The sequence below is a fragment of the Haloarcula amylolytica genome (genome assembly GCF_049705545.1).
Taxonomy (GTDB): domain Archaea; phylum Halobacteriota; class Halobacteria; order Halobacteriales; family Haloarculaceae; genus Haloarcula; species Haloarcula amylolytica_B.
Window position 1 is genome coordinate 583,472 of the sequence record NZ_JBNAMU010000001.1, and the last position, 16,989, is coordinate 600,460.

The 16,989-nt window shown below is 65.7% G+C and carries 13 protein-coding genes; 10 read left to right on the forward strand and 3 right to left on the reverse strand.

The window, feature by feature from the left end; all coding sequences use genetic code 11:
- Position 1 precedes the first annotated feature (1 nt).
- From rpoB to ACOZ4H_RS03140, 4 genes are read left to right on the forward strand one after another with little or no spacing between them, the layout of a single operon-like run.
- Positions 2-1,828 (forward strand): DNA-directed RNA polymerase subunit B, encoded by a 1,827-nt coding sequence (gene rpoB, locus ACOZ4H_RS03125; RefSeq protein WP_424327923.1) that lies wholly within the window; start codon positions 2-4, stop codon positions 1,826-1,828.
- Positions 1,825-4,734, forward strand: coding sequence for a DNA-directed RNA polymerase subunit A' (locus ACOZ4H_RS03130; RefSeq protein WP_424327924.1), 2,910 nt, complete (start codon positions 1,825-1,827; stop codon positions 4,732-4,734). The genes rpoB and ACOZ4H_RS03130 overlap by 4 nt, the downstream gene beginning before the upstream one ends.
- Positions 4,735-4,736: 2 nt before the next feature.
- On the forward strand, positions 4,737-5,924 hold the full coding sequence (gene rpoA2 / locus ACOZ4H_RS03135; RefSeq protein ID WP_424327925.1) for a DNA-directed RNA polymerase subunit A'': 1,188 nt from the start codon (positions 4,737-4,739) through the stop codon (positions 5,922-5,924).
- Positions 5,924-6,349, forward strand: a complete 426-nt coding sequence (locus ACOZ4H_RS03140; RefSeq protein WP_424327926.1) for a NusA-like transcription termination signal-binding factor — start codon at positions 5,924-5,926, stop codon at positions 6,347-6,349. Before rpoA2 ends, ACOZ4H_RS03140 begins: the two co-directional genes overlap by 1 nt.
- Positions 6,350-6,406: 57 nt before the next feature.
- Here the strand turns inward: ACOZ4H_RS03140 and ACOZ4H_RS03145 are convergent, their stop codons facing one another.
- Together ACOZ4H_RS03145 and ACOZ4H_RS03150 are read right to left on the reverse strand one after the other, a co-directional pair.
- On the reverse strand, positions 6,407-8,794 hold the full coding sequence (locus tag ACOZ4H_RS03145) for a methyl-accepting chemotaxis protein (protein ID WP_424327927.1): 2,388 nt from the start codon (positions 8,792-8,794) through the stop codon (positions 6,407-6,409).
- A gap of 146 nt (positions 8,795-8,940) precedes the next feature.
- Positions 8,941-11,343 carry a methyl-accepting chemotaxis protein gene (locus tag ACOZ4H_RS03150; RefSeq protein ID WP_424327928.1) on the reverse strand — a complete coding sequence of 801 codons (2,403 nt, stop codon included), beginning with the start codon at positions 11,341-11,343 and terminating at the stop codon, positions 8,941-8,943.
- A 188-nt stretch (positions 11,344-11,531) separates the two neighbouring features.
- Between ACOZ4H_RS03150 and ACOZ4H_RS03155 the strand changes: the two genes are divergently transcribed.
- The 6 genes from ACOZ4H_RS03155 to ACOZ4H_RS03180 all read left to right on the forward strand — a co-directional run bounded on the left by ACOZ4H_RS03155 (position 11,532) and on the right by ACOZ4H_RS03180 (position 16,066).
- The gene (locus ACOZ4H_RS03155) at positions 11,532-11,960 is read left to right on the forward strand and encodes a 30S ribosomal protein S12 (RefSeq protein WP_004515440.1); all 429 of its coding nucleotides are present in this window, start codon (positions 11,532-11,534) and stop codon (positions 11,958-11,960) included.
- A 2-nt stretch (positions 11,961-11,962) separates the two neighbouring features.
- Positions 11,963-12,583, forward strand: coding sequence for a 30S ribosomal protein S7 (locus tag ACOZ4H_RS03160; RefSeq protein ID WP_424327929.1), 621 nt, complete (start codon positions 11,963-11,965; stop codon positions 12,581-12,583).
- A gap of 49 nt (positions 12,584-12,632) precedes the next feature.
- Entirely contained in the window at positions 12,633-14,015 is a 1,383-nt protein-coding gene (locus ACOZ4H_RS03165; RefSeq protein WP_424327930.1) for a PQQ-dependent sugar dehydrogenase, read from the forward strand.
- A gap of 64 nt (positions 14,016-14,079) precedes the next feature.
- Positions 14,080-14,661: a biotin transporter BioY gene (locus ACOZ4H_RS03170; RefSeq protein WP_424327931.1), complete on the forward strand. Its 582-nt coding sequence runs from the start codon at positions 14,080-14,082 to the stop codon at positions 14,659-14,661.
- Positions 14,658-15,362, forward strand: coding sequence for an energy-coupling factor ABC transporter ATP-binding protein (locus ACOZ4H_RS03175; protein WP_424327932.1), 705 nt, complete (start codon positions 14,658-14,660; stop codon positions 15,360-15,362). The genes ACOZ4H_RS03170 and ACOZ4H_RS03175 overlap by 4 nt, the downstream gene beginning before the upstream one ends.
- Positions 15,356-16,066, forward strand: a complete 711-nt coding sequence (locus tag ACOZ4H_RS03180) for an energy-coupling factor transporter transmembrane component T family protein (RefSeq protein WP_424327933.1) — start codon at positions 15,356-15,358, stop codon at positions 16,064-16,066. Before ACOZ4H_RS03175 ends, ACOZ4H_RS03180 begins: the two co-directional genes overlap by 7 nt.
- Here the strand turns inward: ACOZ4H_RS03180 and ACOZ4H_RS03185 are convergent.
- The gene (locus ACOZ4H_RS03185) at positions 16,063-16,962 is read right to left on the reverse strand and encodes a hypothetical protein (protein WP_424327934.1); all 900 of its coding nucleotides are present in this window, start codon (positions 16,960-16,962) and stop codon (positions 16,063-16,065) included. The genes ACOZ4H_RS03180 and ACOZ4H_RS03185 overlap by 4 nt on opposite strands.
- Positions 16,963-16,989 lie beyond the last annotated feature (27 nt).

The window sequence follows — 16,989 nt, forward strand, 5'->3', positions numbered from 1 at the left end:
CATGAGTCAGGGACGCGAAGCCAAAGTATACGTAAACGGTAGTCTGGTCGGCACACACCCCGACCCGGAACAGCTCGCAGAACAGGTACGACAGGCGCGACGACGGGGGGACGTCTCCCAGATGGTCAACGTCTCGGTCAAGAACCGGACCGGCGAGGTCATCATCAACGCCGACGCCGGCCGTGCCCGACGCCCGCTGCTGGTCGTCGAGGACGGCGAGCCGCTGATGACCGACGAGGAGGTCGAGCAGGTCAAAGACGGCGAGCTCGAATTCGAGGAGCTCGTCGAACGCGGCCTCGTCGAGTTCATCGACGCCGAGGAGGAGGAGGACATCCTCGTCGGCGTCGACGAGGACGAACTCACGGAGAAACACACGCACCTGGAAGTCGACCCGCAGCTGATGTTCGGTATCGGTGCCGGGATGATTCCGTACCCCGAACACAACGCCTCGCCCCGGATTACGATGGGGTCGGGGATGATCAAGCAGTCGCTCGGCCTACCGTCGGCGAACTACCGCATTCGTCCGGACACGCGCCAGCACCTGCTGCACTACCCGCAGCTATCGATGGTCAAGACCCAGACCACCGAACAGATCGGCTACGACGACCGCCCGGCGGCACAGAACTTCGTCGTCGCCGTCATGAGCTACGAGGGGTTCAACATCGAAGACGCGCTGGTCATGAACCAGGGGTCGGTCGACCGCGCGCTCGCCCGTTCGCACTTCTTCCGTACCTACGAGGGCGAGGAGCGTCGCTACCCCGGCGGTCAGGAGGACCGCTTCGAGATTCCCGACGACGAGGTCCGTGGCGCACGCGGCGAGGAAGCGTACACGCACCTCGACGACGACGGCCTCGTCAACCCCGAGACGAAGGTCGGCGAGAACGCCGTCCTGCTCGGCAAGACGAGCCCGCCCCGGTTCCTCGAAGAGCCGGACGACATGGGCGGCCTCTCGCCCCAGAAGCGCCGGGAGACGAGCGTGACGATGCGCTCGGGCGAATCCGGCGTCGTGGATACGGTCACGCTGATGGAAGGCGAGGACGGCTCGAAGCTCTCGAAGGTCTCAGTGCGTGACGAACGCATCCCCGAACTCGGGGACAAGTTCGCGTCACGCCACGGACAGAAGGGCGTCGTCGGCCACATCGCCCCCCAGGAGGACATGCCCTTCACCGAGGAGGGCGTCGTCCCGGACCTCATCATCAATCCGCACGCGCTGCCGTCGCGGATGACCGTCGGCCACATCCTCGAGATGATCGGCGGGAAGGTCGGCGCACTCGAAGGCCGCCGCGTCGACGGCACCGCTTTCACCGGCGAGGACGAGGAGGAGCTGCGCGGCTCGCTCGAAGAGCACGGCTTCGACTCAAGCGGCAAGGAGACGATGTACTCCGGCGTCACCGGCGAGAAGATCGACGCCGAGATCTTCGTCGGCGACATTTTCTACCAGAAGCTGTACCACATGGTGTCGAACAAACTGCACGCCCGCTCGCGCGGGCCGGTGCAGGTGCTCACCCGCCAGCCCACCGAGGGACGCGCCCGCGAAGGTGGCCTGCGCGTGGGTGAGATGGAGCGGGACGTGCTCATCGGGCACGGCGCGGCGATGGCGCTCAAGGAGCGCCTGCTCGACGAGTCCGACCGCGAGTGGATCAACGTCTGCGGGCAGTGCGGGATGACCGCCGTCGAGAACGTCGAGCAACGGCGCATCTACTGTCCGAACTGCGAGGAGGAGACGGACATCCACGAGGTCGAGATGTCCTACGCGTTCAAGCTCCTGCTCGACGAGATGAAGGCGCTCGGAATCGCCCCGCGGATCGAACTGGAGGACGCAGTATGAGCTCACAACAGACGCCCCAGGAAATCGGTCAGCTCAGCTTCGGGCTGATGGACCCAGAGGAGTACCGAGAGATGTCGGCCACGAAAGTGATCACGGCCGACACGTACGACGACGACGGCTTCCCCATCGACATGGGGCTGATGGACCCGCGGCTCGGGGTCATCGACCCCGGCCTGGAGTGCAAGACCTGCGGGAAGCACAGCGGCTCCTGTAACGGCCACTTCGGCCACATCGAACTCGCCGCGCCGGTCATCCACGTCGGCTTCGCAAAGCTCATCCGCCGCCTCCTGCGCGGGACCTGTCGGGAGTGCTCCCGGCTCTGTCTCGACGAGCACGAGCGCGACGAGTTCGCGGACCGGCTGACACGGACTCAGGACCTCGGTCGCGACCTCAACGACGTGACCAAGGCCGCCATCCGGCAGGCCCGCAAGAAGGACCGCTGTCCGTTCTGCGGCGAGAAGCAGTACGACATCAAACACGAGAAGCCGACCACCTACTACGAGGTCCAAGACGTGCTGGCCTCGGACTACCCCGAACGGATTGCGGCCGCGATGGAAGAGTCCGAGGACCCGATTTCGCCGATAGAGCTCTCCGAGGAGACCGGCATCGACAGCAGCCGGGTCCAGGAAATCCTCAGCGGCGAGTTCCGCCCGCGTCAGGAGGACCGCCGCGCCCTGGAGAAGGCGCTGTCGGTCGACCTGACCGAGGAGGACATGAACAAGCTGATGCCCAGCGACATCCGGGACTGGTTCGAGGACATCCCGGACGGCGACATCGAAGTGCTGGGGATGAAACCGGCCCGCTCCCGACCGGAGTGGATGATTCTGACGGTCCTGCCGGTGCCGCCGGTGACGGCTCGGCCCTCGATTACGCTGGACAACGGCCAGCGCTCCGAGGACGACCTCACCCACAAGCTCGTGGACATCATCCGCATCAACCAGCGGTTCATGGAGAACCGCGAGGCGGGTGCCCCACAGCTGATTATCGAGGACCTCTGGGAACTGCTGCAGTACCACGTCACCACGTTCATGGACAACGAGATCTCGGGCACGCCGCCGGCGCGACACCGCTCCGGCCGGCCGCTGAAGACCCTTTCTCAGCGCCTGAAAGGCAAGGAGGGCCGCTTCCGCGGCTCGCTGTCCGGGAAGCGTGTGAACTTCTCCGCTCGTACCGTCATCTCGCCGGACCCGACGCTCTCGCTGAACGAGGTCGGCGTCCCGGACCGGGTCGCCAAGGAGATGACCCAGACGATGAACGTCACCGAGCGCAATCTGGAAGAGGCCCGCCGATACGTCTCCAACGGACCCGAGGCACACCCCGGTGCCAACTACGTCAAGCGGCCGGACGGCCGCCGGCTGAAGGTGACCGAGAAGAACTGCGAGGAACTCGCGGAGAAGGTCGAAGCGGAGTGGGAAGTGTCCCGCCATCTGGTCGACGGCGACATCATCATCTTCAACCGCCAGCCGTCGCTGCACCGGATGTCTATCATGGCCCACGAGGTCGTCGTGATGCCGTACAAGACGTTCCGGCTGAACACGACGGTCTGTCCGCCGTACAACGCTGACTTCGACGGGGACGAGATGAACATGCACGCACTGCAAAACGAGGAAGCCCGGGCCGAGGCCCGCGTCCTCATGCGCGTGCAGGAGCAGATGCTCTCCCCGCGCTTCGGCGAGAACATCATCGGCGCGATCCAGGACCACATCAGCGGGACCTACCTGCTGACCCACACCAATCCGAAGTTCAACGAGACGCAGGCGCTTGACCTGCTCCGGGCGACCCGCATCGACGAACTGCCCGAGGCCGATGGCGTCGACGAGGACGGCGAGGAGTACTGGACCGGCCGCTCCCTGTTCTCGGAACTGCTGCCCGACGACCTGAACCTGGAGTTCACGTCCTCCGCCGGCGACACGGTCGTCGTCGAGGACGGCCAGATGACCGGCGGCACCATCGACGAGGACGCCGTCGGGGCCTTCGGGGGCGAAATCGTCGACACCATCGCCAAGGACTACTCGCGGACCCGCGCCCGGATTCTGGTCAACGAGGTCTCGGCGCTGGCGATGCGGTCGATCATGCACTTCGGGTTCTCCATCAGCATCGACGACGAGTCCATCCCGCGTGAAGCGGAAGAGCAGATCAACGACGCCATCGACAGCGCGTACGACCGCGTCGAGGAACTCATCGAGACCTACGAGCGCGGCGAACTCGAATCGCTGCCCGGTCGGACCGTCGACGAGACGCTGGAGATGAAGATCATGCAGACGCTGGGCAAGGCGCGTGACTCCGCCGGTGACATCGCCGAGGACCACTTCGGCGAGGACAACCCGGCCGTCATCATGGCCGAGTCCGGTGCGCGTGGGTCCATGCTGAACCTGACCCAGATGGCCGGCTGTGTCGGCCAGCAGGCAGTTCGGGGCGAGCGGATCAACCGCGGCTACGAGAACCGCACGCTCTCGCACTTCGAGGAGAACGACCTGTCGGCGGACGCCCACGGCTTCGTCGAGGCGTCCTACCGCTCCGGGCTCGGCCCGAAGGAGTTCTTCTTCCACGCGATGGGTGGTCGCGAGGGCCTGGTCGACACGGCCGTCCGGACGTCGAAGTCCGGGTACCTGCAGCGCCGGCTCATCAACGCCCTGTCCGAACTCGAAACGCAGTACGACGGGACCGTCCGGGACACCTCGGACACCATCGTCCAGTTCGAGTTCGGCGAGGACGGCACGTCGCCGGTCGACGTCTCCTCCAGTCAGGAGGGCGACGCCGTCGACGTCGAGCAGATCGCCGACAGCGTCCTCGACGAGGAGTTCGAGAGCGAGAAGCAGAAAGAGAGCTTCCTCGGTACGCGGACCGAGCGGACCAACCTCTCGGAGCACGCGGACGACTGGTGGATGGCCGAGGGTGACGACTAACAATGACAGCACACGACGTATCAGCAGACATCGAGGCCGTCGTCGAGGACACTGAGCTGCCGCGACGGCTGAAAAACGAAGTGTACAGCACTATCGAGGAACGCGGCGTGGGCGTCGACGACGCCGACCGCATCGCCAAAGCCGTCGAGTCCCGCTACCTCGACACCCGCGTCGACCCGCTGGACCCGGTCGGGACCGTCTCGGCCCAGTCCATCGGCGAACCGGGAACGCAGATGACGATGAACACGTTCCACTACGCGGGGGTCGCCGAGATCGACGTGACCCAGGGCCTGCCACGGCTCATCGAGCTGGTGGACGCCCGGAAGACGCCGGACACGCCGATGATGACGGTCCACCTCGACGAGGAGTACGCCGAGGACCGCGAGCGCGCCCACGAGGTCGTCTGGAAGATCGAGGCGACGCGCATCCTCGCGCTGGGTGACATCTCGACGAACGTCGCGGACATGCTCGTCGAGATCGACCTCAACGAGGACACCCTGCTGGAGCGGTGGCCGACGGTCAACGACACGGACGCCATCGCCGAGGAAATCGCCGAGACCATCGAATCGAACCTCGGCGTCTCCACCCGGCAGGCCGGCACGGTTATCGAGTTCGGGCCGGAGGAACCCAGCTACCGCGACCTGCTGCAGCTGGTCGAGGAGCTGCGGGAGATCGTGTTCAAGGGGATCGAGGAGATCACCCGCGTCGTCATCCGAAAGGAGGAGACCGACAACGGCGAGGAGTTCGTCCTCTACACCGAGGGCTCTGACTTCGGCGAAGTGCTGGACATCGAGGGCGTCGATGCCTCCCGGACGACGTGTAACAACATCCACGAGATCTACCGGGAACTCGGCGTCGAAGCGGCCCGCGAGACGCTCATCAACGAGACGATGAACACGCTCGAAGAGCAGGGGCTCGACGACGTGAACGTCCGCCACCTGATGCTCGTGGCCGACATCATGACCAACGAGGGGACCATCGAGTCCATCGGCCGCCACGGCATCTCGGGGTCGAAAGACTCCGTGCTCGCCCGTGCAGCGTTCGAGGTGACCGTCAACCACCTGCTCGACGCCGCCATCCACGGCGAGGTCGACGAACTCGACGGCGTCACGGAGAACGTCATCGTCGGGAAGCCGATCAAACTCGGCACCGGCGACGTCAATCTCCGGATGGGTACGACCCAGGACTGATGCGGGTCGAACTCTCGGACGAAGCGCGTCGACTGGTCGCCCTCTTCGAGGACGAGGCAGCCGTCACCGTCCGGGATTGCGTCGTCGACGAGGACCACGACCAGGTGGTGTATCTGGTCAAGCGCGGGGAGATGGCCGACGCCATCGGTCCCGGTGGCCAGACGGTCGAGCACGTCGAGGAACGCCTCGGCCGCGAGGTCAAACTCGTCGAAGCCGCCGAGACGGCCGAGGACTTCGTGGCCAACGCGCTCGCGCCGGCCGCGGTGTACAACGTCACCGTCTCTGAGAACGACGACACCGTCGCGTACGTCGAAGTAGCACAGGAGGACCGCGGGGCCGCTATCGGCCGTGAAGGACGAAACATCGACGCCGCCCGGCAGTTGGCCAAGCGCCATTTCGATATCGACGGTATCGAACTGACCTGATCGGGGCGGTTCCGCTCGTATCGTCTTTTTCGAAACCTTTCCGGAGAGCGACTGCGTTCAGTCGTCGTCCGCTGAGGCGTCCGGCGCGCTGTGTTCGTACACGTCGGTATCGCTGTGCGTGGTTCCGCTGTCGACATCGAACGTCTGGAGGAGTTCGCTGAGGTCGCCGGCCTGGTCGGAGAGGGACTCGATGCCGCCGGTGACCTCGTTGATCGTCGCAGTCTGTTCCTCCGCAGCAGCGGCGACGTTCTCGGCGCGGGCAGCGGTCTCCTCGCTGATCGTGCCGACCTCGTCGGTCATCGCCACTACTTCCTCCGTCGTCGCAGCTTGCTCGTCGGTGGCGTCACTGATGGACTGAATGCCGTCGTTGACCTCCTCGACACGGTCGACGATCCGTTCGAGCGATTCGATGGCGTCGTCGACGGTGTCGATGCCGTCCGCGACGGAGTCGCCCATCTGCCTGATATCGGTGACGGCGTCGCCGGTGGTGTCCTGCACGTCCTCGATAACCGCCGAGACTTCTTCAGTTGCTTCGGTCGTCTCCTGGGCGAGGCCTTTGATCTCGTCAGCGACCACGGCGAACCCTTCGCCGGCTTCGCCGGCCCGAGCGGCCTCGATGGATGCGTTCAGCGCGAGCATGTTGGTCTGCTCGGCGATGTCGTCGATGAGGTCGACGATGTCGCCGATCTGCTCCATCTCCTCGTCGAGGGACTCGACGCGGTCGATGGTCTCGTCGGCTCGCGTCTCGATATCGTTCATTACCGCCATTGCTTCGCCCGCTCGTTCGCTCCCAGTTTCGCCGATTTCAGCGGCTTCCGTCGACGTGGCTGCGACTTCGTCAGCCTGTGCCGCGACCTCTTCGACCGTCGCGGAGAGGCCTGACATCTCGTCGACCGTCTCTTCAATGTTCTCGTACTGCGTCTCCGCGCCGTCGGCGATTTCCTGAACGGACTCGCTGACCTCCTCGCTGGCGTCACGGACCTCGGTAGCGCTCGCAGTGATCTGATCCGCGGAGCCGTCGACGTCGTCGGCGAACTCCCGGATACGCATGACCGTCTGGCCGAGTTCGGCGAGCATATCGTTGAAAGCGGCGGCGATGTCGGCCATCGCGTCGTTGTCCGTGTCGGTGTCGAGCCGCTGGGTGAGGTCGCCGTCGGCCGCTTTCCGCATCACGGACGAGAACTCCTCGGCCTGCTGTTCGAGCGTCGTTGCTAACTGTTCTGCCTCCGCTCTGGACTCCTCGGCCTCCTGCTGGGCCTGTTCGAGATCGCTGATGAACGATTCGAGGTTGCCGTGCATGCTCGACAGTGACGCTCCGAGCTGGCCGGGCACGTCTTCGTCGAGCGCCGGGTCGTCGAACGCCTGTCTGGAGAGCGCGTCGGCCTGTGCGGCGACGGTGTCGAGATACGTCTTCACCTCGTAGAAGGCGTTCTGGACGTCACCGACCTCGTCGAGGCGGTCAGACTGCTCGATGTCGGTGTCGAAGTTCCCCACCGCCAGGGCTTCCGCCTGTGTAGAGAGCCGCCTGAGTGACTGCATGATGCCGCGACCGACGAGGACGCCGATGAGGGCGAACCCGGCCAGCGAGACGCCGATGATGGCGATGAAGCTCCCCTGAATGCTGTCTCGTAGCGCGAAAGCAGTCGACTTGGGAGCCTGCTTGACGACAATCCACGGCGTGTCCTCGACGGACTCCGCGTCGACCAGGTACGGCCCGCTCCGGGCCACGTCGCTGTCTCCTGCTGTGAGTGCGGTCAGGTTGACGGAGACGTTGTACTGGGTGCCGATAGTCGAGGCGTCCTCGGCGAACTGGACCGTGCCGTCCTGTCGGATAATTCGCGTTTCACCGCCGTCGATGGAGTTGCGGAACTGGGCCGTCCGCGCGGTCACGTTATGGACCACGACGACCAGTTTGTCGCTCCGGGCGACCGGGCTCGCGAAGGCGATGTACTTGTGTCCGTCGTAGGTGTACACATTCGACATATCGACCGAGTTCGACCCGGTGACCGAGAGGCTCCCACCCTCCCACTCGAAGTCGTTCGTCCGGAGCGAGGTGCTGCGTCGGTCGCTCAGCGACGACTCCTCGATTTCCAGGGTTTCCTCGCTAACGTAGTGGATGGCATACACTGACTCCGGTTGGTAGAACGCTTGCCGCTGTAACGCGCCACGGATCATCGTCGGACTCCCCTCCTCAACGTCGGACAGCGTCGAGAGAGTTCGCGCGGCGTTTCGCTGGCTCCGAACCCAGTCAGCTGTTGTGGTGGCCGTCTGGACGGTGCCCGTCTGCAGTTCGTTCTCGCGCTGTTCTGTCAGTTCATTTGCGACCGTCCGCTCCGCGGAGACGCTGACACCTGCAACGAGCAGGGCGATACAGAGAACGATGAGCGTCAACTTCCGGAGATACGTTCGCCGGACGACATCTGGGAGGCGTTGTTCGAGTTTCATAGATACTACCGAGCGCAGGTCTGTCTGAACAACTCAAGCGCCGGTACTAGAAACCAACTCCCCAGTTATCACACCTGATTCCAGGCGGCCGAGAATATATTTTTAATCATGAAGGACTGCAGCGCCGGGTTGTGTGTAAATGTCACTCAATCGTCATCGGCGGACACACCGTCGGCGTCGTGTTCGTACACGTCCGTATCGCTGTGTGATTCCACGTCGAACTGCGCCAGCAGTTCGCTGAGGTCGCTGGCCTGGTCGGAGAGTGACTCGATGCCGCCGGTGACCTCGTTGATCGTCGCGGTCTGTTCCTCCGCGGCCGCAGCGACGCCCTCTGCCTGGCTGGCCGACTCCTCGCTGATCGTGCCGACCTCGTCGACCATAGCGACGGTCTCCTCGGTCGAGGCGGCCTGCTCGTCGGTGGCGTCGCTGATGGACTGGATGCCGTCGTTGACCTCCTCGACGCGGTCGACGATGGCCTCAAGCGATTCGATGGCATCGTCAACGGTGTCGATGCCATCAGTGACGGAATCGCCCATCTGTCTGATGTCGGCGACGGCCTCGCCGGTGGTGTCCTGCACATCCTCGATGACGGTCGAGACCTCCTCGGTGGCCTCGGTCGTCTCCTGAGCGAGGCCCTTGATCTCGTCAGCGACCACGGCGAACCCTTCACCGGCTTCGCCGGCCCGAGCGGCCTCGATGGATGCGTTCAGGGCGAGCATGTTGGTCTGCTCGGCGATGTCGTCGATAAGGTCGACGATGGCGCCGATCTGTTCCATCTCCTCGTCAAGCGATTCGACGCGGTCGATGGTCTCGTCAGCCCGCATTTCGATATCGTTCATCACTTCTGCGGCTTCCGACGCGCGCTCGCTGCCGGTTTCGCCGATCTCGGCGGCTTCGTTCGACGTGGCCGAGACCTCGTCAGCCTGGGCCGCGACTTCCTCGATTGTCGCCGAGAGGCTCGACATCTCGTCGGCGGTTTCCTCGATGTTCTCGTACTGCGTTTCCGCCCCAGTCGCGATCTCCTGAACGGACTCGCTGACTTCCTCACTGGCGTCGCGGACTTCGGTGGCGCTCGCGGTGATCTGGTTGGCGGAGTCATCAACGTCATCGGCGAATTCCCGGATTTGGATGACTGTCTGGCCGAGTTCGGCGAGCATGTCGTTGAAGGCGCTGGCGATCTCAGCCATCGCGTCGTTGTCCGCCTCGGTATCGAGCCGCTGGGTGAGGTCGCCGTCGGCCGCTTTCCGCATCACGGCCGAGAACTCCTCGGCCTGCTGTTCCAGCGAATCGGCTAGCGCCTCGGCTTCTTCCTGTGCCGTCTCGGCGTCGCGTTTTGCGGTTTCGATCTCGTCGACGAACTGCTGGAGGTCGCCCCGCATCGCGTCGAGGGACGCCCCCAGCTGTCCCGGCACGTCCTCTTCGAGGACGGGGTCGTCGAACGCCTGCCTCGAGAGCGCATCCGCCTGGCCCGCGACGATACCGAGGTAGGTCTGAATCTCGGTGAAGGCCGACTGCACCTGTCCGATCTCGTCGAGCCGGTCGGTCTCCGTCGACTCGCCGTCGAGTTCACCCCGTGCCAGGGCCTCCGCGCGCTGGGCGACACCGGTGAGCGACGTACGGATATCACGGCCCACGAAGGCGCCGAACGCGAGGAAACTGAGCAGTGCCAGGCCGATGAGCGCGAAGATATCCTGCTGGATGGTATCCCGGAGCGCGTAGGCACTCTCCGCCGGTGCGCGTTTGACGACCACCCAGTTCATATCGCCGACCTTGGCGTACCCCCACACTTCGCCGTTTGCCTGGAGGGTGCCGGTCGTCCCGTTCGCTGCCGTCTCTGTCACCTGCCGTTCAGTCACGCTGTCGTACTCGTCGTAGATCCGCGACGCGTTGTCGGCGAAGATGACTTCGTTGCCGTCGTTGTCGTACTCGACGATGTGGGTTTCACCGCCGTCGATGGAGTTCTCGAACCCCTGCGAGCGGTCGCTCACGTTGTAGAATAGTATCGTCCGGTAGCTGGTCTGCGGGACGTTGCTGATAAACGCCATGTAGTACGACCCGTCTTGCTCGAACACGCGGGACTGTGCCACTGCGTCGTTACCGCTCAAAAGCAGCGTCCCACTGGCGCTTCGCCACTGGATGTTCAGGTCCGTAAGGGTCTGCCCCTCGTACCGGGCTTCCGTCGATTGCTCGATGGTGCCCGATCCACTGTCGACGAGCGCGATTGTGTGCAGTGAGCCACCGATCCGTCGCTGGGCGCTCTGGAACGTGCTTTTGGCCTGTGCTCCCGTCGTCCCGCTGATCTGGTGGTGGTTCGACAGCAGTCTGGTGGTCCGGCGGGACTGTTCGATCCAGCCGGCCATGGTGTTTGCTTCCTGCTGTGTCGTCGTCTCTAGCTCGTTGTTTCGCTGCTCGGTCAGCTCGCCGGCAATCGCGTCCTGTGCGACCAGGCCCGCACTGGTCACGACAAGCGCGATGACCGCGACAGCGAGGCCGAACTTGCGGAGGTAGCTTTTCCGAAGGATCGCTGGGAGAGCTCTATTGGGCTTCATATATCGCTTGGAACGTCTTGCTGACCGCTTTCTTTACCGCTGGTGTAAACCCATCCCCCAAATTATCAAAAGTAATTCTTTACCCACTTTTCCGACCGCCCGTGCCACAGAACGCCACACACGCCGGCGCTACCGGCTGAGTCCGAAAGAGGAGTCTTAAGTACCTCCGAAAGGTACCAGTGCCTACTATGGCGAACGGCAAGTACGCCGCGCGCAAGCTCAAGAAGGACCGCCAGAAACACCGGTGGTCCGACACTGACTACGCGCGTCGCGAACGCGGCCTGGGCAAGAAGTCCGACCCGCTCGAGGGTGCGCCCCAGGGACGAGGTATCGTACTGGAGAAAGTCGGAATCGAGGCCAAGCAGCCTAACTCCGCTATCCGGAAGTGTGTCCGCGTCCAGCTCATCAAGAACGGTAAGCAGGTCACCGCGTTCTGTCCCGGTGACGGCGCTATCTCTTTCATTGACGAGCACGACGAGGTCACGATCGCGGGTATCGGCGGGGCGAAAGGCCGCGCGATGGGCGACCTCTCCGGTGTCAACTACAAGGTCGAGAAAGTCAACGGCGTCTCTCTCATCGAACTCGTTCGCGGGAACGCGGAGAAACCGGTCCGATAACCATGAGTGCCGAAGACACACCAGAGGCTGACGCTGACGCGGCTGAGGAAGGCGAGCCGGAGACGGCCCGCGCGAAGCTGTTCGGCGAGTGGGAAATCACGGACATCGAGTACTCCGACCCCTCGACCGAGCGCTACATCACTGTCACGCCGATCGCCCACACGATGGGGCGGCACGCGGACAAGCAGTTCAAGAAAAGCGAGATCAGCATCGTCGAGCGGCTCATCAACCGCCTGATGCAGACCGACGAAAACACGGGCAAGAAGCAGCTCGCGACCTCTATCGTCACTGAGGCGTTCGAAATCGTTCACGAGCGCACCGACGAGAACCCGATTCAGGTGCTCGTCAGTGCTGTCGAGAACAGCGCCCCCCGAGAGGAGACCGTCCGCCTGAAATACGGTGGTATCTCGGTCCCGAAGGCCGTCGACGTCGCGCCACAGCGCCGCGTCGACCAAGCCCTGAAGTTCATCGCAGAGGGCGTCTACGGTGGCTCGTTCAAGACCACCACGAGTGCCGCCGAGGCGCTCGCACAGCAGCTCATCGGCGCTGCCAACGACGACGTCCAGGCCTACGCGGTCAACCAGAAAGAAGAGAAAGAACGCGTCGCGGCTGCCGCTCGCTAACCCGGCTGTCTCCGACATCTTTATTCTTCTTTGCTCTGCAGTGAAATCTATGCGAAAACCGTGCCGGGACGGCCGGTCTCGTCGCCAGTATCTCGCCGCGCTCGCCACCGTCGGGGCGACCGGTCTAGCCGGCTGTCGCGGTGAGTCCGAGACACAGGACGATACCTCGGACCTGACACCGACGGCCACAACGACGGCAGGCCCGGCTCGGGCGCTGGATCGCTACGACGTGTCCCTCAGCCACGAGCGCAGCCAGTCATCCGACACTGACTGGACGGCTCCGACCACGTCGCCGGCTGACACGCCGCTCGCTACCGACCCCATCATTGAGGATCTTGAGATCCCGTGGGACCTCTCGTTTACCGCCGACGGAACGCTGTTTCTCACCGAACGGGTCGGTCGCGTCCTCTCGTTTGCCGACGGCCGCGTCCGGACGGTCACCGAACCGGCCGAAGTCATCGACGCTGAATCGAGCGACGACGGCTGGTGGGTAACGGGCGGTGAGGGCGGCACGCTCGGCGTCGCCGCACACCCGACCTACCCCGACCCGCCGGTGGTGTACGTCTACTACACCACGATGACCGACGACGACGAGCGATTCAACCGGGTCGTCGCAATGGATGTCTCGGCCGAGGACCCGGCCGCCACGGAGTCCGTCCTCGTCGACGGCATCCCGGGGAGCAAGATACACAACGGCGGTCGGCTCACGTTCGGCCCCGAGAACTACCTCTGGGTTACGACCGGCGACGCCGGCGCTGGCGAACTGGCCGCGGACACCGACTCGCTCGGCGGGAAGGTCCTTCGCGTGACGCCCGCGGGCGACCCCGCGCCCGGGAACCCGGACCTGGGCGGGGACCCGCGAGTGTTCACCTACGGCCACCGGAACCCCCAGGGGCTCGCGTGGCTTCCCGACGGGACGCTCGTCGCCTCCGAGCACGGCCCGACCGGGCGGGACGAACTCAACCGCCTCGAAGCCGGCGGCGACTACGGGTGGCCAGACACCCGCAAGCACGGGGAGTACCTCGACGCGGGCCCCGAGGTCCGCCGGCCGCTCGCAAACACGGGCAAAGCCGGCGGGTGGGCACCCTCCGGGTCGCTGTTTTACACCGGCGACGCCGTTCCCTCGCTGCGGAACCGGCTGCTCACCGGCGGTCTGAAGGGCCAGAAACTCCTCGTAACGACGCTGACGCCGGCCGGTGACGAACGTCCGCCGGGGACCGACGCCGAAGTGTACGACGCCGACTGGACCGACGACGGCTACACCGCGACGACCCACTCCCTGCTGGCCGACGACCTCGGCCGGATTCGCCACGTCGAGCAGGGGCCAGATGGTGGGCTCTACCTCGTCACGTCGAACCGCGACGGGCGGGCCGGCGACGGGTTCCCGCGGGAGCGCGACGACGTGCTGGTCCGCGTCACGCCGGCCGAGTGAGCGGCGCGGACGGTCCGTTCTGTGAACCACTGGCTATATTTCGGTTGACGAGAGAGGGTGACGCATGGCAACAGAGCAATCCGTCGACCTCGTCGACGACGAGACCGTCGGCTGGTTCACCAAGGCGGTGCTGATCGCGGCGCTGACCGCGGCGCTCGCACAGATATCTATCCCGCTTCCGGGGACGCTGCCGCCGTTCTCGCTGCAACCGTTCGGGATGTTCTTCGCCGGCCTGGTGCTGGGGCCGCTGTGGGGCGGCGTCGCTCTCCTGCTGTACCTGCTCGTGGGTATCGCCGGCGCCCCGGTGTTCTCGAACGCGAACGCGGGGCTGGGCTACGTCGTCGCCGGACAGGGGACCGGCGGCTTCCTCGTCGGTTTCCTGGTCGGTGCGGTCGTCGCCGGTGCAATCGCCCACCGGAGCACGACACCGCGTCCGGTTTCGGAGCTCTCCGTCCCGATTCAGATCGTCGCGCTCGTCGCGGCGGTCGCCGTTGTCTACGCTATCGGCATCCCGTGGCTGGCGGTGGTGACCGGCCTGCCGTTCGCTCGCGCCGCGGCCGTGATGGCCCCGTACGTGCCGCTCGACCTCCTGAAGCTCGGTATCGCGGTCGCCGTCGTGCAGGGCGGGTACCTCGCCGGTCGATGATCACGGTCAGTGACCTGCGTTACCGGTACGGCGACGTCGCGGTCCTCGACGGGATCACGCTGTCGATACCCGACGGTCAGTACTGCCTGCTCGTCGGGCCGAACGGGAGCGGCAAGACGACGCTCGTCCGGCATCTCAACGCCCTGCTGACGCCGGATTCCGGGACGGTCACCGTCGACGGCACCGACGTGACCGACGACCCCGTCGTCGCCCGGACCCGGATCGGGATGGTGTTTCAACACCCCCGCGACCAGTTCGTCGCCGCGACCGTGGCGGCCGACGTGGCCTTCGGCCCGGAGAACCTCGGCCTCGACAGGGCAGCGATAGACCGCCGGGTCGAAGCGGCGCTGGAGGCTGTCGACCTCGGGGGGGCTGCGGACAGGCGTATCGACACCCTCTCGGGCGGTGAGCAGGCCCGCGTCGCCATCGCCGGGGCGCTCGCTATGGACCCGAACTACCTCGTGCTCGACGAACCGCTCGTCGGCCTCGATTGGCCGGCCAGGGAGTCGGTGCTCGACCACCTCGACGCGCTGGCCGCCGATGGGACGGGCATAATCGTCGTCACCCATGACCTCCGGGACCTCCACGAGCGGGCTGACCGCCTCATCGCGCTGCACGAGGGCCAGGTTGTCCTCGACGAACCGCCGGCGGCGGCGCTCGACACCCTCCCGGACCTCGGCGTCCGAGACCCGCGATGCTGAGCTACCGGCCCGGCTCGACGTTCGCGCATCGGCTGGACCCACGGTCGAAGCTGCTGGTCCAGTTCGGGCTCGCTATCGCCGCGGTCGCTCACCCTACTCTCCCGTGGCTCGTCGGGACGACCGCGTTCGCGCTGGGCACGCTCGCGGCGGCTCGGCTCTCGCCGCTGGCCGTCCTGCGCTCCTATCGGGTCGTCCTCGCAGTGCTAGCGCTGGCGCCGGTCGTCGCCGGCGTGGCGCTCGGCCCGCCGTGGTTTCGGGTCGAGCCGGCGCTCCGTTCGGCCCTGCACGTCGGGCGCATCCTCCCGGTGTTGCTCGTCAGCGCCGCCTACCTCACGTCGACGCCGGTCCGAGACACCCGGGCGGCGGTCCAGCGCCTGATTCCCGGCAAGCCCGGCCAGATTCTCGGCGTCGGCATGGCCCTCGTCGTCCGGCTGTTCCCGCTCGTGCTCGCGGACGTTCGGGAGGTGCGCGACGCGATGAACGCTCGCGGTGGCGAGGCCCGCCCGCTACGGGACCGCGTTCGGCTGCTCGCCGTTCGGTCGCTGGAACGGACCCTCGACCGCTCGGACCGGCTCTCGGTCGCCCTGCGGGCCCGCTGTTTCGCGTGGAACCCGACGCTGCCGCCGCTTGCCTTCGACCGCCGTGACTACCCGGTGCTCGCCGTCGGCATCGCGCTGGCGGTGTCGCCGCTCGTCCCGATCTAATCGGTCGCCGGCGTGCGCTCGACGTTCGTGTCGCTCTCTCGGGACCGCTGTTCGAGCGCTGTCTCCACCCACGCCGGACGCGTGATGGTTCCCGGGTCAGTGTCGAACCGAATGGTACTGTTGGCGACGGCCGGCGCGCCGTCCCGTATCCCGGTGTAGCGTACCGACGCGCGCCTGAGGAGCCCGCTTCCGGTGACGACCGCACGGATGCTGCTCGTTTCGACGCGGTCCAGGTCCGTACTCGTTGCCCACTCCTCGCTCAAGTTCCGTGACTCAAGTGCGTACGTCGGCGGGTCGGCGTCGGTGTCGCTGGCGACGACGGCCGCGTTCTCGTCCGATAACGTCTTCGCGACGCTGTACGCGGTCCGCCGGTACGGATACCGTCGATGGGACTCCCCGACCCTGTACCGCGTCGTCCCGTTCGCGTACTGGAGACGCAGAACGTGAACGGACTCGTTGGTCCACGCGCGTCTGCTGACGATGGTGTCGCCGCCGGCCCGCTCACGCGCTGTCCGGTGACGCCACGAGAGGATCACGCCGTCGTCTCCGACCATCCGGCCCCGCTCCAGCCGCAGCGCCGTCGTCCCGTTGACGAACTGAACGGCCCGGACGACCGTGACAGCGTAGCTCCTGTTCGTGAGCCGTCGCTCGTGGGCGCTGCCGAGTCGCTCGGGGTCGCTGACGCTGTCGGCGGTGACACCTGGCGGCAGACCCGTGTCCGGCGTGGGGACCGGTGCTGGCGTCACGGTCCGCTGGCCAGCGTCCGGGCCGGCTGTGCCGAAGGCGCTACAGCCTCCAAGGACGACGAGCGACACCAGGGCGATTCCGACAGCGAGCGAGCGGGGCTGCACGGGCGGGCCTTCGAACGCCTGGTCCAATTGGTCTTCGGCGGCCAACTACGGGCCGGAACGCAGCCGCGCCGG

What these genes read in the sequence shown, in the direction of transcription:
- rpoB (WP_424327923.1), top strand. Translation starts at nt 2, where the DNA reads ATGAGTCAGGGACGCGAAGCCAAAGTATACGTAAACGGTAGTCTGGTC.
- ACOZ4H_RS03130 (WP_424327924.1), top strand. Translation starts at nt 1,825, where the DNA reads ATGAGCTCACAACAGACGCCCCAGGAAATCGGTCAGCTCAGCTTCGGG.
- rpoA2 (WP_424327925.1), top strand. Translation starts at nt 4,737, where the DNA reads ATGACAGCACACGACGTATCAGCAGACATCGAGGCCGTCGTCGAGGAC.
- ACOZ4H_RS03140 (WP_424327926.1), top strand. Translation starts at nt 5,924, where the DNA reads ATGCGGGTCGAACTCTCGGACGAAGCGCGTCGACTGGTCGCCCTCTTC.
- ACOZ4H_RS03145 (WP_424327927.1), bottom strand. Translation starts at nt 8,794, where the DNA reads ATGAAACTCGAACAACGCCTCCCAGATGTCGTCCGGCGAACGTATCTC.
- ACOZ4H_RS03150 (WP_424327928.1), bottom strand. Translation starts at nt 11,343, where the DNA reads ATGAAGCCCAATAGAGCTCTCCCAGCGATCCTTCGGAAAAGCTACCTC.
- ACOZ4H_RS03155 (WP_004515440.1), top strand. Translation starts at nt 11,532, where the DNA reads ATGGCGAACGGCAAGTACGCCGCGCGCAAGCTCAAGAAGGACCGCCAG.
- ACOZ4H_RS03160 (WP_424327929.1), top strand. Translation starts at nt 11,963, where the DNA reads ATGAGTGCCGAAGACACACCAGAGGCTGACGCTGACGCGGCTGAGGAA.
- ACOZ4H_RS03165 (WP_424327930.1), top strand. Translation starts at nt 12,633, where the DNA reads ATGCGAAAACCGTGCCGGGACGGCCGGTCTCGTCGCCAGTATCTCGCC.
- ACOZ4H_RS03170 (WP_424327931.1), top strand. Translation starts at nt 14,080, where the DNA reads ATGGCAACAGAGCAATCCGTCGACCTCGTCGACGACGAGACCGTCGGC.
- ACOZ4H_RS03175 (WP_424327932.1), top strand. Translation starts at nt 14,658, where the DNA reads ATGATCACGGTCAGTGACCTGCGTTACCGGTACGGCGACGTCGCGGTC.
- ACOZ4H_RS03180 (WP_424327933.1), top strand. Translation starts at nt 15,356, where the DNA reads ATGCTGAGCTACCGGCCCGGCTCGACGTTCGCGCATCGGCTGGACCCA.